General features: G+C 30.5%; 14 protein-coding genes and 2 tRNA genes. 9 read left to right on the top strand and 7 right to left on the bottom strand.

What is annotated here, in order from left to right; translation table 11 throughout:
• Positions 1 to 82 precede the first annotated feature (82 nt).
• Together fbp and PG912_RS00740 are read left to right on the top strand one after the other, a co-directional pair.
• A complete protein-coding gene (gene fbp / locus PG912_RS00745; protein ID WP_275688091.1) occupies positions 83 to 1,117 on the top strand; it encodes a class 1 fructose-bisphosphatase in 1,035 nt (344 codons plus the stop codon).
• A gap of 123 nt (positions 1,118 to 1,240) precedes the next feature.
• Positions 1,241 to 1,849 (top strand): superoxide dismutase, encoded by a 609-nt coding sequence (locus tag PG912_RS00740; RefSeq protein WP_275688090.1) that lies wholly within the window; start codon positions 1,241 to 1,243, stop codon positions 1,847 to 1,849.
• Between the two features lie 90 nt (positions 1,850 to 1,939).
• Here the strand turns inward: PG912_RS00740 and PG912_RS00735 are convergent, their stop codons facing one another.
• Positions 1,940 to 2,395 carry a DinB family protein gene (locus PG912_RS00735; protein WP_275688089.1) on the bottom strand — a complete coding sequence of 152 codons (456 nt, stop codon included), beginning with the start codon at positions 2,393 to 2,395 and terminating at the stop codon, positions 1,940 to 1,942.
• Between the two features lie 43 nt (positions 2,396 to 2,438).
• Between PG912_RS00735 and PG912_RS00730 the strand changes: the two genes are divergently transcribed.
• The 4 genes from PG912_RS00730 to PG912_RS00715 all read left to right on the top strand — a co-directional run bounded on the left by PG912_RS00730 (position 2,439) and on the right by PG912_RS00715 (position 6,445).
• Positions 2,439 to 2,786 (top strand): arsenate reductase family protein, encoded by a 348-nt coding sequence (locus PG912_RS00730; RefSeq protein ID WP_275688088.1) that lies wholly within the window; start codon positions 2,439 to 2,441, stop codon positions 2,784 to 2,786.
• Positions 2,787 to 3,626: 840 nt separating this feature from the next.
• Positions 3,627 to 3,866 (top strand): two-component regulator propeller domain-containing protein, encoded by a 240-nt coding sequence (locus tag PG912_RS00725; RefSeq protein WP_275688087.1) that lies wholly within the window; start codon positions 3,627 to 3,629, stop codon positions 3,864 to 3,866.
• Positions 3,867 to 3,985: 119 nt separating this feature from the next.
• Positions 3,986 to 5,710, top strand: a complete 1,725-nt coding sequence (locus PG912_RS00720; protein WP_275688086.1) for a ligand-binding sensor domain-containing protein — start codon at positions 3,986 to 3,988, stop codon at positions 5,708 to 5,710.
• A gap of 3 nt (positions 5,711 to 5,713) precedes the next feature.
• Positions 5,714 to 6,445 carry a sensor histidine kinase gene (locus tag PG912_RS00715; RefSeq protein ID WP_333780710.1) on the top strand — a complete coding sequence of 244 codons (732 nt, stop codon included), beginning with the start codon at positions 5,714 to 5,716 and terminating at the stop codon, positions 6,443 to 6,445.
• 53 nt (positions 6,446 to 6,498) lie between these two features.
• Here PG912_RS00715 and PG912_RS00710 read toward each other — a convergent pair.
• Positions 6,499 to 6,570, bottom strand: a tRNA-Gln gene (locus PG912_RS00710).
• Positions 6,571 to 6,663: 93 nt separating this feature from the next.
• A tRNA-Gln gene (locus tag PG912_RS00705) sits at positions 6,664 to 6,735 on the bottom strand.
• Between the two features lie 182 nt (positions 6,736 to 6,917).
• On the opposite strand from PG912_RS00705, the gene PG912_RS00700 reads away from it, so the two are divergent.
• The gene (locus PG912_RS00700; RefSeq protein ID WP_275688085.1) at positions 6,918 to 10,037 is read left to right on the top strand and encodes a glycosyltransferase family 117 protein; all 3,120 of its coding nucleotides are present in this window, start codon (positions 6,918 to 6,920) and stop codon (positions 10,035 to 10,037) included.
• A 164-nt stretch (positions 10,038 to 10,201) separates the two neighbouring features.
• Here the strand turns inward: PG912_RS00700 and PG912_RS00695 are convergent, their stop codons facing one another.
• Positions 10,202 to 10,495, bottom strand: coding sequence for a thioredoxin family protein (locus tag PG912_RS00695; protein ID WP_260585473.1), 294 nt, complete (start codon positions 10,493 to 10,495; stop codon positions 10,202 to 10,204).
• Between the two features lie 85 nt (positions 10,496 to 10,580).
• Positions 10,581 to 11,804 carry a metallophosphoesterase gene (locus PG912_RS00690; RefSeq protein WP_275688084.1) on the bottom strand — a complete coding sequence of 408 codons (1,224 nt, stop codon included), beginning with the start codon at positions 11,802 to 11,804 and terminating at the stop codon, positions 10,581 to 10,583.
• 173 nt (positions 11,805 to 11,977) lie between these two features.
• On the opposite strand from PG912_RS00690, the gene polA reads away from it, so the two are divergent.
• Both polA and PG912_RS00680 read left to right on the top strand, forming a co-directional pair.
• Positions 11,978 to 14,818, top strand: a complete 2,841-nt coding sequence (gene polA, locus PG912_RS00685) for a DNA polymerase I (RefSeq protein WP_275688083.1) — start codon at positions 11,978 to 11,980, stop codon at positions 14,816 to 14,818.
• 12 nt (positions 14,819 to 14,830) lie between these two features.
• Positions 14,831 to 15,220 carry a hypothetical protein gene (locus PG912_RS00680; protein WP_260585476.1) on the top strand — a complete coding sequence of 130 codons (390 nt, stop codon included), beginning with the start codon at positions 14,831 to 14,833 and terminating at the stop codon, positions 15,218 to 15,220.
• A 20-nt stretch (positions 15,221 to 15,240) separates the two neighbouring features.
• On the opposite strand, the gene PG912_RS00675 is transcribed toward PG912_RS00680, so the two are convergent.
• Positions 15,241 to 16,836: an Ig-like domain-containing protein gene (locus tag PG912_RS00675; RefSeq protein WP_275688082.1), complete on the bottom strand. Its 1,596-nt coding sequence runs from the start codon at positions 16,834 to 16,836 to the stop codon at positions 15,241 to 15,243.
• A 53-nt stretch (positions 16,837 to 16,889) separates the two neighbouring features.
• The gene (locus tag PG912_RS00670; protein ID WP_275688081.1) at positions 16,890 to 17,513 is read right to left on the bottom strand and encodes a ComF family protein; all 624 of its coding nucleotides are present in this window, start codon (positions 17,511 to 17,513) and stop codon (positions 16,890 to 16,892) included.
• Positions 17,514 to 17,615: the final 102 nt, after the last annotated feature.

The raw sequence follows: 17,615 nt of genomic DNA, 5'->3' as shown, positions 1-17,615 counted from the left end.
TTTGTTCAAAATTTTAAAATACGAAATCGTTGTAGAAACGTAAAAAAGTTGGCATCTTTGTACCAACAACACAAAAGTTACTATGAACAACAAGCACATGACTCTTGGAGAGTTTATTATTGGCAATCAAAAAGATTTTAAATATTCTTCTGGTGAATTATCTCGCTTAATAAACTCTATTCGTTTGGCTGCCAAAGTGGTAAACCATGAAATTAGAAAAGCAGGATTAGTAGATATTACTGGAGCTGCTGGTGACATTAATGTTCAGGGAGAAGCACAACAAAAACTAGATGTGCTGGCAAATGATCTTTTTAAACAAACACTTATTAATCGTGAAATTGTTTGTGGTATTGCAAGTGAAGAAGAAGATGATTTTGTAATTGTTGAAGGTCAGCATAAAACAAACGAAAACAAATATGTGTTATTGATGAATCCTTTAGATGGTTCATCAAATATTGATGTAAATGTATCGGTAGGAACTATTTTTTCTATTTACAGAAGAGTTTCTCCAGATGGTACTCCTGTAACTAAAGAAGATTTCTTACAAAAAGGAAACGAACAAGTAGCTGCTGGTTATGTAGCTTATGGTACCTCAACCATGTTAGTTTTTACTACTGGTAATGGTGTAAACGGATTTACATTAAACCCTGCAATTGGTACTTTTTACTTATCACACCCAAATATGCAATTTCCGGAAATTGGTAAAATATACTCGGTAAGCGAAGGTTATTTTACGTATTTTCAAGAGGGAATGAAGCGTTTTTTAGTGCACTGTAAAGATTTAAATGAAGCTGATAACCGACCGTATACAGCTCGTTATGTTGGATCATTAGTAACCGATTTTCATAGAAACATGATTAAAGGGGGAATTTATATTTATCCTTCAACTACAATTACGCCTAACGGAAAATTACGTTTACTATACGAATGCAATCCAATGGCTTTTATTTGTGAACAAGCTGGCGGTAAAGCTTCTGACGGATTTACAAGAATTATGGACATAAACCCAACTGAATTACACCAACGTGTTCCGTTTTTCTGCGGAAGCAAACAAATGGTCGAAAAAGCGGAAGAATTTATGACTAAGTTCTCTTCAAATGAAAAACCATCATATTAAATAATAACATTTATTTATAGTTAAATAAATTATCGATAAGGCAAACAGTTGTTTGCCTTATTTTTTTGAATTAAATTTACATTTATATAAAAGAAAAATTAAACCATTAAAAAACATACAATTATGGCTTTTGAATTACCAGAATTAGGATATGCATACGATGCATTAGAACCAAATATAGATGCTAGAACTATGGAAATTCACCATAGCAAACACCATAACGGATATACATCTAAATTAAATGCAGCAATTGCTGGAACTGATTTAGAAGGGAAATCTATTGAAGATATTCTTGCTAATTTAGATATGAGTAACGGTGGTGTTCGTAATAATGGAGGTGGATTTTACAATCACTCTTTATTCTGGACAGTAATGAACCCTAACGATAGAGGTTATTTATCAGGAGAATTAAAAGATGCTATTGAAGCTGCCTTCGGATCTAAAGAAGCTTTTATTGATGCTTTTTCTAAAGCTGCTGCAACACAATTTGGTTCAGGATGGGCTTGGTTATGTGTACTTCCTGGTGGTAAAGTAGAGGTTTGTTCTACTCCAAATCAAGATAACCCATTAATGCCAGGTGTAACCTGTGGCGGAACTCCAATTTTAGGATTAGATGTTTGGGAGCATGCTTATTACTTAAACTACCAAAACCGTCGTCCTGATTATATTGATGCTTTCTTTAAAGTAATCAACTGGAACGAAGTTGAAAAAAGATATTCAGAAGCTAAATAGTAACGTAGTTATTATTTTACAACTTACTGTTAATAAATAAAAAAATCCGAAGCTTTAAAAACTTCGGATTTTTTTTAGTTTAACAAAAACTTAAACCAACTTTGTTAAAGCCATAATAATTCCTAAATGAATTCCTTCATGTAAGTTATTAAAAGAAATTGCTGTTTCAATAGAATCTAACGTAAAGCCAAGACTTGTTTCATACTCATTAAATTCGGTAAAAATACCTGCTTCGTAATCTTCTTGTAAAGTATCTGGCAACCCTACTAATAGTTCTTTTACTTCTTCAAACTCTTCTTCTGTAAATGTTTCTGTAGGTAAAGTTCCTTTTTTATAAGTTTCTATTAATTCATCAGAAGCTAGGCAATTTAATCCTGATAATTTATAATTCAATAATTGCTGTGTTACTACCAAATGAGCAACATTCCACGCAATGTTATTTTTAAACCCTTCTGGAATTTTATGTAATTGCTCTATTGATAAATTATCAACTTTATTAAAAACTAATGCTCTCGATTTTTTTAAAATTTCAAATTGGTTGTTCATTATTCTACTTATTTTAGCGTACATCAAAGATAATTATTAAACCATGAAGAAAGTATATTTTTTACAAACTTGTGATACTTGCCGACGTATATTAAAAGAAGTAAATATTGAAGGATTTGAAAAGCAAGAAATAAAAGCAAACCCTGTAACTGTTAATCAGCTAGAGGAAATGAGAAAACTAACAGATAGTTATAAAAGCTTATTTAATAAAAGAGCGAGATTATACAAGGAACGAGATTTAAAAAACAAAACAATTACCGAAAACGACTACAAACAGTTTATTTTAGAAGAATACACTTTTTTAAAACGTCCGGTTTTTATAGTTGATGACAACATTTTTATTGGTAATAGTAAAAAAGTAATCGAAGCTTTAAAGGAAACAATAAATTAATTATTGAAACGGATAATCTCTTTTCTTTTAGAGTTTTACTTTTCATCAGAAAATAAAAAACTACCAGTACATAAGGGGATATGTTCTTGGTAGTTTTTAAATTATACATTATTAATTAACGGGGGATTAATCAATAAAAAAGGGGGTAATTAATTGATGCTATTAAATATGGAGGTAATTAATAACTTCGGTACAAATATATTCCTATAAAGCGCACATAAATCATTTGTAGTAGTTTTGATGTGCTTTTTACGCTTAAGAATTAATAAAAAATCAAACGTTTATATATTGTAGTATAAAAGTCTATAATTCATAATAACTACTTTTCATAAAAATTAAGACACAAGGTCTAAGGTATTTTTATTAATAACCTACAACCCGTTACTCCAGGTATTCGCAGTTGCTATTATGTTTATTTCAGGAAATATTCTTTTAAATAATACGACAATAGCTTTGTGCTTTTTTCATCGCCGTTAATTATTCCAATAGCATATTGTAATGACATAAAAAGGGTATATTTTAAATTAAAAAACTTTCTTCACCTCTAAGAATAGATAAAAAATTTAAGTAAAACTGCAACATAAATATTTTTTTGACAGTATAAAGGATTCCTTTTTTTTAAAAAAGTTAATTTAGCCATTAATAAAACATTTAAAAAACTGATGCCCTTTAAACCATATATATCTTTTTTTAATTGTACTACAACTGTTTTCTTATACTACCTATAGCCAGTCGTATGAAAGTTTTAAGTATTCTATAAAAAAAGATGACAATACCTTCTTAACTTCCGAGTTACTTATAGATCATAACGGATTTACTTGGTATGCCACTAAAGATTGGGTGGTAAAAGATTTTGGAACTTCTAAAGTATATATCCCATTAAAAGGCTTAAAAGGAAAACCAATAACTGTTCACGCTTTTTTACAAGACAATGATGGAAATATTTGGGTGGTAACCCCTTTTGGAGTTTACACCATAAATTATAACGATTATCGTGTTACAAATATTATAAAAGGAAGTACTTCCTTTGAGATGTATATTTCTATTATTCAACAAAAAAAAATGGGCATATATGGGTAAGTACAAATCAAAACCGATTTTTAGAATTTAAAGGACACACGCTTATAAATAATTATAAAATAGACACAGCGCAAGAAAACTTCTTTTTACTTTACTTAAATAAAAAAGATGAAGTTGTTATGGTTAGTGAATATTTAGTTTATAGTATAAAAAATAATCAATTACAATTTATAACAACCAAAACACCCGAAGAAATTTTAATTCCCTTATCAACTCCTAATAAAAACTCCGTAAACAAAACAGGTGTTATACACTACGGGAACAAGGAAATTCCATATACTTATTTTACTGAAATAGGCATGTATAAAGTATATAATAAGGAATGGAATACTAATAAACTATTAAACGACCGAAGAGTTGATTTAACCTGGGTTATAAAAAACAATATACTTTCTACTACGCATAAAGATCTTATTTGGTCGCAACAATTTCAGTTTAAAAATAAACAATGGCATTTAAACGACGTATCTAAAACAAATATTCATGCAAACATTCAATCTATCCTTCAGGATTCGTTAAACAATTATATTGTAAGTAGTAACCCTAATCAAATTCGTAAAATTAGAATTGATAATAATTTTTACACAACCTACTTAGTCGACTCCGTAAACCCTATTAGTACCCGATCTATTATTAGTGATGCAAAAAAAAACATATTTGTAGCTTCTTATTCTGGTTTATTTAAAATAGATTCTTTAGATATTACCCATAATATTTCTAATGAAAGTAATTATGCCTTTTTACAAAAAAATGATAGTCTTACATGCTCTAATGATGTTTATTTACTAACAAAACATAATTTTTCAAAAAACGATATTCAATATTTCAATCAGAAAAATTGGCCTACCATTGATTCAGGAATTCAAAGTTTAGCTTATAAAAATGAGAACCAAATATGGATAGGTTCCTTAAATGGTTTGCATCTTTTTGATGAAAAAACAGAAAGCTTTGCCAATTACAGCAAATTAAATAAAGCGCACAATTTAAGTGACACCTATATAAACGACATCTTACAATTACCCAACAATAAAGTATGGTTAGCAACCAACAATGGCGCTTATTTATATAACTCTAAAACAAAAACGGTCATACATTACTCTAGTAATAGTAAAACTCATAAAATACCACACACAAAAGTATTAGATATTCATAAAGACAAACACAATATTGTTTGGTTGGCTGGCGATAAAGGTTTGGTTGCTATTGACAGTAATGGTGTTACCAATCAGTATTTAAAAAAAGATGGTTTAGCAAACAATATTGTTTGCAGCATGTTAGAAACTAAAAACCACCTATGGGTGGGTACTTATGATGGTATTAGCCGCGTAAATTTAACCGGAAACAAAAAGCAATTTTCAAATTATTTAAAAGGCCATGAATTTAACCACAGTTCTAGTTACAAATTAAATGATTCTACCTTGTTTTTTGGAAGCATGAATGGTGTTTACAAAATACTCACTAATAAAGTCCCTAAACGCAGCACCTCGCAAAAACTAGTTCCTGTAAGTTTAACAACATTTCAAAAAGAAAAAGATACTATTATTGAAGAATTTAATATAAAAAACCTAACAAGAATTAAATTAGATCACGATGCTAATTATTTTGAGTTTAAGTTTGCATTGAACAAGTCTTTTAATCACACAAAAAATAATTTTTTATATAAAATTGAAGGGCTTACCAAGACTTGGATTCCTTTAAATAACACAACAACCATACGCCAATATGGGATACCGTCAGGAAACTATGTATTAAAAGTAAAAGGCATAAATGAAGAGGGAATGCAGGCTATTAACGAAATTTCGCTTCCTATTCATGTGTCTCAAATATTCTATAAGACAATATGATTTATCCTTGTATCTATCAGCTTTTTATCAATAATTGTATTTGTAATATTTTTAAGGGTAAAACGCAGAAATACAATAGAAAAAAGACTACGATCGGATGTAAGAGATTTAAAAATAAAAGCATTAACCATGCAAATGAATCCTCATTTTATCTTTAACATAATAAACAACATACAAAGTGATTTAATTCTTAAAAACACCGTAAATATTAATGATTATATTCATGCTTTTTCTAGTTTACTACGAACTACTATGAATATGACTACTTCTAATTTTATTAGTGTAAAAAATGAAATTGATTATTTAGAAGCTTACATAAAGCTACAAAAATATCGACTTAATAATGGTTTTTCTTATCATTTTGAAATCACGACTACCTCAAAAAACATAGACCTTAACAACATTAACATTCCTTGTATGTTACTGCAGCCCATTGTTGAAAACGCTATTTTACACGGTTTAGAACCTAAAGAAGATTCAAATAAATTATTAAAAATAACTATCGCTGTAAGTGATATTGTTGAAGTTTGTATTGAAGACAATGGTATAGGACGTATAAAAAAGAATACAACTAAACAAAAAAACAATGAACCTCATGCTATGGGACTTATGAAAACAACCATAGGTTTACGAAACGAATTAAGACAAAATAAAATAACCTTTCAAATTATAGATTTAGTTGATAAAAATACTCCTTTAGGCACAAAAGTTGTTTTTAAAATACCTTATAAATAAAACTTAACTAAAAGTAAAAAGCTTCATAATCGTAAAGATTTTGAAGCTTTTTGTTGGCCTACAAGGACTCGAACCTTGAATGTCGGTACCAAAAACCGGTGTGTTACCAATTACACCATAGGCCAATAAGTTATTGCAAATATAAAAACAAAGTTTTAAATTCTAAAACCATTATTCTGTTTTTATAAAAAATCCTTACGAACTTCGTAAGGATTAAGTTGGCCTACAAGGACTCGAACCTTGAATGTCGGTACCAAAAACCGGTGTGTTACCAATTACACCATAGGCCAATAACTTATTGCGGGTGCAAATATAATACAAAGTTTTATTTCGACAAATTTTTTATGCTTTTTTTCATTTAACACAATTTTATATCGACTTTTGGCTAGTTAACTATCTCAAAATTATATTTTTGTTTTCAGTAAAAAACCAACAGTTATTAATACTTTCGTACTTTATTATACAGAAAACTATGAACGAATTTAACTACAAAAAATGGAATGTCCTTTTAGGATGGTTTTCATTTGCCGTGGCACTAATCACATATACACTAACCTTAGAGCCTACAGTTAGTTCTTGGGATTGTGGAGAATACATTTCTACCGCAGTAAAATTAGAAGTTGGGCATCCACCAGGAGCCCCGTTGTTTCAAATGCTAGGTGCATTCTTTGCAATGTTTAGCAACGACCCTAGTCAGTGGGCAAAAATGGTAAACTTTATGTCTGGTTTAGCCAGTGCATTTACAATTTTATTTATGTTTTGGACCATTACCAACTTAGCTAAAAAAATGGCTATTAAAAATGGTAAGTTCAGCAAAAACGAAGCAATTGCTGTTTTAGGTAGTGGTTTAGTTGGTGCTTTAGCTTATACATTTTCTGATAGTTTTTGGTTTAGCGCCGTTGAAGGTGAGGTGTATGCAATGTCATCTTTTTTAATGGCCTTATTATTTTGGCTAGGATTAAGATGGGAAAGTGAAATTAATACGCCAAGAGGAAACAAATGGTTAGTAGTAATTAGTTTTGTGGTAGGACTTTCATTCGGGGTACATATTTTATCACTTTTAGTGATTCCATCTATTGTTTTATTATATTTCTTTAAAACTTATAAAAACATCAATATAAAAACAACTGCAATCGCAACACTTATTTCAATACTTGTTTTAGCTTTTGTTTTTAAATTCTTGTTTCCGTTTACACTTAAATTCTTTAGTGTTTCAGAATTGTTTTTCATCAATCAAATAGGATTACCATTTAATACAGGAACCATTGTTGCTGGTATTGTTTTAATCGCCTTATTTTTCTTCGGATTGAAATATACGCGTACAAAAAACTTAGTAATGGCAAACACTTTAGTGCTGTCTGTACTATTTATTATGATTGGTTTTTCATCATGGTTAATGCTACCAATTCGTGCAAATGCCGATACTGTTATTAATGAAAATAATCCGTCAAGTGCCCGTGAACTATTAGCGTATTATAATCGTGAACAATATGGTGATGCTAATGTTTTTTATGATAAATATTACTCTGTTGCGCATGACAGAACACAAGATGCAGATCAACCCTATAAAGATGACAAGCCTAAATACGAAAAGAAAAACGGAAAATATGTTATTGTAAACAAATACAAAAACGTATTACCAAACTATTCTAGCAAACACAAAGGTTTTATACCTCGTATGGTAAATCCTGCTTCAGAGCAGCATTACAAAAGTATTGCCGGAATTCCTGCCCGAAGTAAAAGACGACCTACGTTTGTAGAAAACATGAAATTCATGATTGATTATCAATTCGGATACATGTATGGGCGTTATTTTATGTGGAACTTCGTAGGACGACAAAACGATACACAAGGGCATTTAGATATTGAAAATGGTAATTGGTTAAGCGGAATCGATTTTATTGATGAAATGCGCTTAGGATCGCAACAAAACCTACCAGACGACATTAAAAACAACAAAGGACGTAACAAATACTTCTTCTTACCTTTAATTTTAGGATTAATCGGGTTGTTTTATCAATCTAAAAAAGATAAAAACAATTTATATACCCTTGCCCTATTCTTTGCTTTTACTGGTTTTGCTATTATATTTTACACCAACCCAAAACCTTTTGAGCCTCGAGAACGTGATTACGCCGTAGTAGGATCGTTTTATGTATTTGCCATTTGGATAGGTTTCGGAGTATTTGCATTGTATGAGTATCTAAAAAATTACGCAAACAAAAGAACCGTTGCCATTGCCGTTTCTGCCGTTTCACTATTAGCTGTTCCTGTTTTAATGGGAGTTCAGAACTGGGATGATCATGATAGAGACGATCGTTATGTTTCTCAACTAAACGCACAAACCTATTTAGAAAGTTGCGACCCAAATGCTATTATTTTTACCATTGGAGATAATGATACTTTTCCGCTTTGGTACATGCAACAAGTTGAAGGTGTACGACAAGATATTAAGATTGTAAATACCAGTCTTTTTCAAACTGCTTGGTATATCGACCAAATGAAAAAGAAAACCTATGAGGCAGATCCTATTCCGTCGCAATTAACACACGATCAATATAAATACGGAACTTTAGACGTTGCTTATTATTACCCACTACCTCAATTAAAAGATTCAATTCTTCCTATTAAAGATTTTATGCGATGGATTGCAAGCGATAATGATGCTACATATTTAGAAGTTGCTGAAGATTCTAAAGAAAAATTTTATCCAACAAACAGAATTAGAATTCCTGTAAACAAAGAAAATGCTTTAAAAACAGGATTGGTAGCACAAAAAGATGCTAATAAAATTGTTGATTATATCGATATTACTGTTGATGACCAAGGTTTAACCAAAAATAGAATCTTAATGCTCGATATTTTAAATAATTTCGATTGGAAACGCCCAATTTATTTTACCGGCGGCGCCAATGCAGATGAAGAATATATTTGGTTAAAAGATTATTTACAGCTAGATGGAATGTCGTACAAATTAGTGCCGATTAAAACGCCTAACAAAGGAAGATCAATATTTGATATGGGACGCATCGATCCTAAAAAAATGTATGACAACGTTAAAAAATGGGACTGGAAAACCATAAACAACGGTAAAATTTATTTAGACGAGCAAAGCAAACGTAACGCAATATCAATCCGAAATAACTTAATGCGTTTGTCTGAAGAATTTCTGAAAGAAGGAGATTCTGTTAGTGCTAAAGATGTATTAGATTTATCATTATACAAAATGCCAATTAACGATTTTGGACATTATAGTATTTCTTTAGGATACCCAGAGTTGTATTATAACATAGGAGATATTGATAAAGCTCGTGAAACTGCTGAAACATTAATAAACGTTTTTCAACAAAAATTAAAATACTACAGCACTTATAAAGATGAAGATGTTGATTTAATTCTTGATAATTTAGAAACAAATTTATACATGTACCAAAACGTTATTCAGCAAATTTCTAAATATGACAATGACATGGATTATGGAAAAAAAGCTTTTGAAAGTTATCTAAATCATGCACGTTTGTTTAAACACCTAATGTCTGACGAAGAAGAGCAAGAACAATTTCCTCAGGAATTAGATACTATCAAGCCTTAATATTTAAAAATATTGTTACATAAAAAAAGCGCAGTTACTAAATATAGTAGCTGCGCTTTTTCACGTAGTAAGTTTAGTTTTATTACTTAAACTTCAAAAAAATGTATGTAAAAACACTATCGGTGTTTCACGATAATTATATTATTATAATACCAAAATAAACCTTAAACGTACTGCTGTACTAAGCCAATTAAAGTATTTGCATCTTGCTCACCAGTTTGGCGCCATTTCATCTCTCCTTCTTTATAAATCATAAAAGTCGGATTTCCTTTAACACGTAAAGCTTCTGCTAAAACTTCGTTCTGTCTAATATCAATCTTAATTACCTTTGCTTTATCTCCTAAAGCAGCAGCAACATCACGCAGCGTATCTAAACTAGGTTCATACTCACTCCAATCAGTATAAAAATCAATTAAAACTGGCTTGTTAACACTTATAATCTCACCAAACTTTGTCATGCTATATAATTTATATATGTAAAATCTATCAAAACTACTATTTTTTTTTCAATTAAATATTAACATCTGTTAAAAACCCTGAAAATCAACCTTTTTTCAATTCTATTACCGTTATTTCTGGCCAAATACCTACTCTACCAGGAAAAGCGTGGTAACCAAAGCCTCTATTTACATTAATATATCGCCCAAATTCTTTATATAAACCTGCCCATTGTTTGTAAACGTATTGAGACGGACTCCATTTAAACCATCCTGGTATTTCAATTCCGAATTGCAAACCGTGTGTATGCCCGCTTAACGTTAACTGATAATTAAAATCGTCTTTCTTCACCTTATATTCCCAATGACTCGGGTCATGACTCATTAATATTTTAAAATCTTCTTTATTTATTCCTTCGGATGCTTTTTTAAGATCACCGGCTTGATTGAAACCTTTCCCCCAGTTTTCTACTCCAACCAAGGCTATTTTTTGTCCATCTTTTTCAATATATCTATTTTCATTACACAATAACTCGAACCCTATTTTAGGATGGATTCCTTTTATTGCTTTGAAATTAGCAACTTTATCTTCCTCATTTTTCCATTTAGAATAATCTCCGTAATCATGATTCCCAAGTATAGAATATTTTCCAACAGGAGCTTCTAATTTTTTAAAAACATCAATCCAATCATCCATTTCATGGGCAAAATTATTTACAATATCGCCCGTAAATAAAAGTAAATCCGATTTTTGCTCATTAATTAAATCAACACCATAACTTATTTCTTCTTTGTTGGTAAAACTACCCGAATGTATATCGGTAACTTGCGTAATTGTAAATCCGTCAAAAGCATCAGGTAAATCTTTAAAAGATAATTGATATTTTATTACTTTATAATTATACTTTCCTTTAAAAATACCATATAAAATACTTGCAAACGGAATCGCTGCAATACCTAAAGCCAACTTTGCTACAAAAGATCTTCTACCTGCCAAGGGTTTTGTTTCATTTGATGATAAAAAAGAAATTCCTTTTCCGATAATTCTTATCACATCTTCGCCAAACATAATTACCAAAATAAATAATTTAGGTATTAATGCCATTAAAAGCATACCTACTGCCCATTGAAATTGCGGCGTTTGCCCTGAGTTTCTATCCGAAGAAATAATGGTGTAAAAAAAGTTAGCATATACAAGCAAACCGATAAACAACCATCCGTAGCGGATAAATTTATTCTTAGTTATTGTTTTAATTGCCTGAAAAGCATAGCCTTCAAAAACAATAATAAGTATTGAAATAATGACAATTGTTACCAACAAACGTGACATATATATCTATTTTAAAATCGCACAAAGATAAGTTGATTATTAAAAATCTATTTTTAACATCTTGTTAAAGTTTTGTAGTTTTACCATCGAAGGGAACTTCGATACTTTTACAGGTTAATTCCGACAACTAAATACTGATAATCAACTTATACTAATAGGTTTAACATATAAAAATGGCAGATCAAAAACGACTTTTTTTACTCGACGCTTTCGCATTAATATTTAGAGGATACTATGCTTTTATAAAAAACCCACGAATTAACTCGAAAGGGATGGATGTTTCTGCTATTTTGGGCTTTACAAATTCGTTATTAGATGTTATAAAGCGTGAACGCCCTGATCATTTAGCGGTTTGTTTTGACCGTGGAGGATCTGTTGCCAGAGTAGAGGCTTTCCCTGAATATAAAGCAAACAGACAAGAAACTCCTGAGGCGATAAAAATTGCAGTGCCGTATATCGAAGAAATTTTAAAAGCAATGAATATTCCTGCTATTATAAAAACAGGATATGAAGCCGATGATATTATTGGAACTTTAGCTAAAAAAGCCGAAAAAGAAGGTTATAAAACCTATATGGTAACACCCGATAAGGATTTTGCACAATTAGTTTCTGAAAATATTTTTATGTACCGACCACGTTTTGGTGGTGGATATGAAACTTGGGGAATACCAGAAGTACAAGAAAAATTTGGCGTAGAAAGACCCGAACAAGTGATTGATTTCTTAGGAATGATGGGTGATTCTGTTGATAACATTCCCGGATTACCTGGTGTTGGCGAAAAAACAGCTAAGAAGTTTTTAGCACAATATGGCTCTATGGAAAATCTGTTGGCTAACACAGCAGATTTAAAAGGTAAAATGAAAGAAAAAGTAGAGGCGAATGCCGAACTTGGAATTTTATCAAAAGAATTAGCTACGATTATGCTGGATGTTCCTGTTGAGTTTCATCAGGAAAATTTTGAAATGTGCCAACCAAATATCGAAGCGACTAAAGAAATTTTCACCAATTTAGAGTTCCGTCGTTTAACTGATAATTTCTTAAAAGCTTTTGGAGTTAGCGAAAATACATCCGAAGTAAAAAAAGAAGAAAAAACAGCTGCCAAACCAAAAAAAGTAGCTGATAAAAGTACCGCTGGGCAATTCGATTTATTTGCTGCTCCGGGTGCAGGAACTATTACCGAAGTTGAAATTGCTTCTGGTTACAGAAACATCAATAATACCAAGCATCTTTATCAGCATGTAAATTCTCCTTTATCAAGAAAATTATTATTAAACAAGTTAATGCAACAAGAGTCTGTTTGTTTTGATACAGAAACTACGGGTTTAAAAGCCTTAGAAGTTGAATTAATCGGGATTTCTTTTTCTTGGGAAATTGGCAAAGGATATTATGTTTCTTTTCCAGAAGATCAAGAAGAAACAAAAGCAATTTTACAAGAGTTTTGTGCGTTTTTTGAAACCTCAACAATTGAAAAAATTGGTCATAATTTAAAATACGACATCAAAGTTTTATCAAATTACAACATTCCTGTAAAAGGAAAATTATTTGATACCATGATTGCGCATTATCTGATAAACCCTGATATGCGACACGGAATGGATATTTTAGCAGAAACCTACTTAAATTATCAGCCAGTTGCTATTACAGAATTGATTGGTAAAAAAGGGAAAAATCAACTTTCTATGCAACAAGTTGAAATTGACAAACAAACCGAATATGCCGTTGAAGATGCCGATATTACTTTACAGTTAAAAGAACATTTTACCAATGAATTAGAAAGTGGGAATGTTACTAAATTATTTAATACGATTGAGACTCCACTAGTTTCGGTTTTAACAGCCATGGAAATAGAAGGAATCAATTTAAATGTTCCTTTCTTAAAAGAGCTTTCTGTTGATTTAGCGAATGATATTGAACGCTTAGAAAAAAGTATTTATGAGCAAGCTGGAGAAGAATTTAATATTGCATCACCTAAACAATTAGGAATTGTTTTATTTGAAAACATGCAATTGGTAGAGAAACCAAAAAAGACAAAAACAGGGCAATACTCAACTGCCGAAGATGTGTTGTCTTTCTTAGCAAAAGAGCATCAAATTATTAGAGATATTCAAGAATATCGTCAGTATAAAAAATTACAAAGCACTTATGTAGATGCTTTACCAAATGAGATAAATACCAAAACCGGTCGTATTCATACTTCGTATGCGCAAGCAGTTGCCGCAACAGGAAGATTGAGTTCTAACAACCCAAATTTACAGAACATTCCTATTCGTACAAAACGTGGTCAAGAGGTTCGTAAAGCTTTTATTCCGCGGGATGAAAACTATGTATTAGTTGCTGCGGATTATTCTCAGATTGAATTGCGAATTATTGCTGCTTTAAGCGAAGAAGAAACCATGATTGAAGCCTTTAAAAATGGCGAAGATATTCATACTTCAACAGCATCAAAAGTTTTTAATGTTCCGTTAAGTGAAGTTACTCGCGAACAACGAAGCAATGCAAAAACAGTAAATTTTGGAATCGTATATGGTGTTTCTGCCTTCGGATTAAGCAATCAAACCGATTTATCTCGTAAAGAAGCAAAGGCGTTGATTGATGCGTATTATGAAACCTATCCGAAGTTGCGAAATTATATGGCAGAACAAGTAGATTTTGCTCGTGAAAACGGTTATGTAGAAACCGTTTTAAACCGTCGCAGGTATTTAAAAAATATCAATTCTCAAAATGCAATTGTGCGTGGTGCTGCAGAACGTAACGCAGTAAATGCACCTATACAGGGAAGTGCTGCTGATATTATTAAATTAGCCATGATTAACATTTACAATCGATTTGAAAAAGAAGGTTTTAAATCGAAAATGCTATTACAAGTGCATGATGAATTGGTTTTTGATGCCCATAAAGATGAGTTAGAAATTATTAAACCAATTATTAAAGAGGAAATGGAAAATGCCTTTAAAATGGCTGTTCCTTTAGATGTTGAAATTGGTGAAGGAGAAAATTGGCTACAAGCACATTAATTAAGAGAGAAGATGGAGTTAGATTATATAGAAAATGTAAATGGTTTTGATGAACATGTTGTTCGTTTATACAATTTCGACAAAACCGAAGCTGTTAAGTTTAGAGATTTAATTAAGGAAACTGTTATTGAAAAAAGACAAAAATTAAATTTAGCAGAGGTTGATTTTATAGCGCCACGTAATTGTAATTTAATTTTCGGTTTGTTTAAATCTGATGAAGGAATATTAACCAAAGACAACGAAACTTTTTTTTGCGTACTAACTTTAAACGGATTTAATACTATGCTAGAACTGATAGAGCCTTATTGCAATAAAGATTCAAGGAGTTATCAATATTTATATGATATTGATAACCCAACCGAGTTATTATTCTGCCCTAGCGCTACTAGTTATGACGAATAGCGAATAAATTAATGAAGAGTTTACTTAACAATAAACTCTTCATTCTGAATCCAATTCGCTCTAAGTTTAAAAACTGTTTCAAAGTAAATTACTTGTTCAGGTTGTTTTCTTGACAAGAAATTACCAGTGTCCCAAACATGGTTATTATTTTCATCAATAATTGCTCTAACTGTATATTCTTTTGGTATTAATAATTTGAATTCGACTTTTTGAGAAGATGAAATATATCTTGTTTTCACAACCTTTTTATTGTTTAAAAGTTGAATTATAATAGGATGCTTTGTTTCTTTTTTCACCTCTAAAATTATGCTTCCATAATCTTCGGTTGTTAATGTTTTAAATTGATAGTTTAACGAATCGTTTGTTGTTTCATATAAATCGATAATTCCTTTCGGTAAAACATCAAATTTATAATTCATTTTAGGTGTCTTTTTAAACAAAACAGCCAACTTATTTATCGTTTGCTTTTTTACTTCAAAATCAACATTCATCGTATCTTTATCTACCAATGAAAACTTAGATTTATCTACATGAATAATAGGATTATTAGTGTTTAAAAATATGGTATCATTTAAATGTAAATTTATACCTACAGCTGATGAAACACTTAAAGAATCAATTTTATTTTTACGCAAACGAACTCTTATTGTATCTCTAAAATTTGTATTGGATACTATAAAATTTAACGAATCTTGTTTTATAGGAGTATGCCAATAATTAAGTGTGTCTGTTTCTTTTTCGTATTGAGAAAACGACTTAAATGTTTCTGGAACCTTTGATAATAATTCAATTTTCATCTTTTCACGCTCTCCTTCGTAACCAAACTCAATTTTTCCTTTTACAACTTCTTTTCCTCTTTTAAACTTATACGGTTGTAACTCTTTAAAAAGACGAATCGGTTTCGTTATCAAAGTATCTTTTGGTAAAGAAATAGTATCAGTATAAAAACCTATTTCATCTGTTTTACTATTAAAAAGGTAATTTTTTGATGCTTCTTTTAATGCTAACAATAAATACTTTCCATCACGCAAATTGGTAAACTCAAAGTTACTAGAGTCTAAGGTACTGGTAACATAATTCGGCTTTTCCTTGTAAATAATCGAATCGTTATAAGTACTATCTAATCGATATAATAAAACTGATATGCTTTTTAATTTTTCTTTTTTAAATGCATTCGCAACAGCTCCTGTAATCTTTAAAGAATCGATATAATTCCCCGTAGAAAACACATATTTAAAGCTCTCTAACTTATTGTTTTCATTATTATCCTGAACTGCACTTCCGAAATTAAAAGTGTACGTTGTATTTGTTTTTAGAGTATCTAAAATTTCAATATTAATATATTTACTTGGTGTTCCTTGTGGTGTTATTACTGGTGGATATTTTAAAGGTGGAGAAACTACTAGTTGCTTCGTTAAATCTTTTAAAACAATGTATTCGTCAAATTCTATTTTGATATTTTTTTTATCAAAATTAATTGTTTCATAAGGCGGATTCGCTGTCATCATAATTGGCGCATCTTCATCTTTAGGATCACCTTCGGGTCTTCCTTTTCGTGCACAACTTAATATGATTACAGATACTAAAACGACTAAAAATAATAACTTATTTTTCACAAATTGAGTGTTTAATTCCAACATCAAAAGTACTAAAATAACAGCAACAAAAATCATTCTTTTTTAGTATAAGCCATGGTAGCAATGCTAATCGTAATGTTTTTAACTTTTAGTAATTCATTACAACAAGCAACTAAAGTTGCGCCTGTGGTAATTACGTCATCGATTAAAAGAATATGCTTATTTTCAAAAACCTTAAAATTTGTTAACTTAAAATTTGTTTTTGAATCTGAAAAGCGCTCAAAACGATGTTTAAATGTTTGTGTTTTTGCGATGGATGACTTAATTAAAACTCCTGCTTTATATTCAATATTTAAAATATCACTTAACGACTCTCCGAATTTTGTAAGTTGATTATATCCTCGTTTTTTTAACTTTTTTTTATGCAATGGCACCGGAATAATGTAATCAACATTATTAAACACGTCAGATTCTTTAAGTTGACTTCCAAACCAATTTGCAATAAACACTCCTATTTCTGGTTGATTTTTGTATTTTAATTCATGAATAATTTTTTGAGTAATACCTTGTTTTTGGTAATACATAAAAGAACGCACGTTTTTTACAATAACTTTACCATAAAAAGGAGATAATAATGTTAGGTTTACGTATTCATTATCATCTATAATAGGTAATTCATTACAACAAATAGCACACAAAAATTGTTCGTTCTGCAATAATGTTATCTTACAATTAACACATAAATTTGGATAAAATAAATAGAATATATCTTTTAAATATTGCATATTTACAAGAATTTTTAGAAGAAATATACGAAA

This window comes from Tenacibaculum retecalamus (genome assembly GCF_027941755.1).
Taxonomy (GTDB): Bacteria; Bacteroidota; Bacteroidia; order Flavobacteriales; family Flavobacteriaceae; genus Polaribacter; species Polaribacter haliotis_B.
Note: the sequence above shows the minus strand (reverse complement) of the source record. Positions and strands in the feature narration are given on the sequence as shown.

Bases quoted from the DNA above. Each gene is read 5' to 3' on its own strand.
- fbp (WP_275688091.1), top strand. From the start codon at position 83: ATGAACAACAAGCACATGACTCTTGGAGAGTTTATTATTGGCAATCAA.
- PG912_RS00730 (WP_275688088.1), top strand. From the start codon at position 2,439: ATGAAGAAAGTATATTTTTTACAAACTTGTGATACTTGCCGACGTATA.
- PG912_RS00680 (WP_260585476.1), top strand. From the start codon at position 14,831: ATGGAGTTAGATTATATAGAAAATGTAAATGGTTTTGATGAACATGTT.
- PG912_RS00740 (WP_275688090.1), top strand. From the start codon at position 1,241: ATGGCTTTTGAATTACCAGAATTAGGATATGCATACGATGCATTAGAA.
- PG912_RS00695 (WP_260585473.1), bottom strand. From the start codon at position 10,495: ATGACAAAGTTTGGTGAGATTATAAGTGTTAACAAGCCAGTTTTAATT.
- PG912_RS00720 (WP_275688086.1), top strand. From the start codon at position 3,986: ATGGTTAGTGAATATTTAGTTTATAGTATAAAAAATAATCAATTACAA.
- PG912_RS00735 (WP_275688089.1), bottom strand. From the start codon at position 2,395: ATGAACAACCAATTTGAAATTTTAAAAAAATCGAGAGCATTAGTTTTT.
- PG912_RS00690 (WP_275688084.1), bottom strand. From the start codon at position 11,804: ATGTCACGTTTGTTGGTAACAATTGTCATTATTTCAATACTTATTATT.
- polA (WP_275688083.1), top strand. From the start codon at position 11,978: ATGGCAGATCAAAAACGACTTTTTTTACTCGACGCTTTCGCATTAATA.
- PG912_RS00700 (WP_275688085.1), top strand. From the start codon at position 6,918: ATGAACGAATTTAACTACAAAAAATGGAATGTCCTTTTAGGATGGTTT.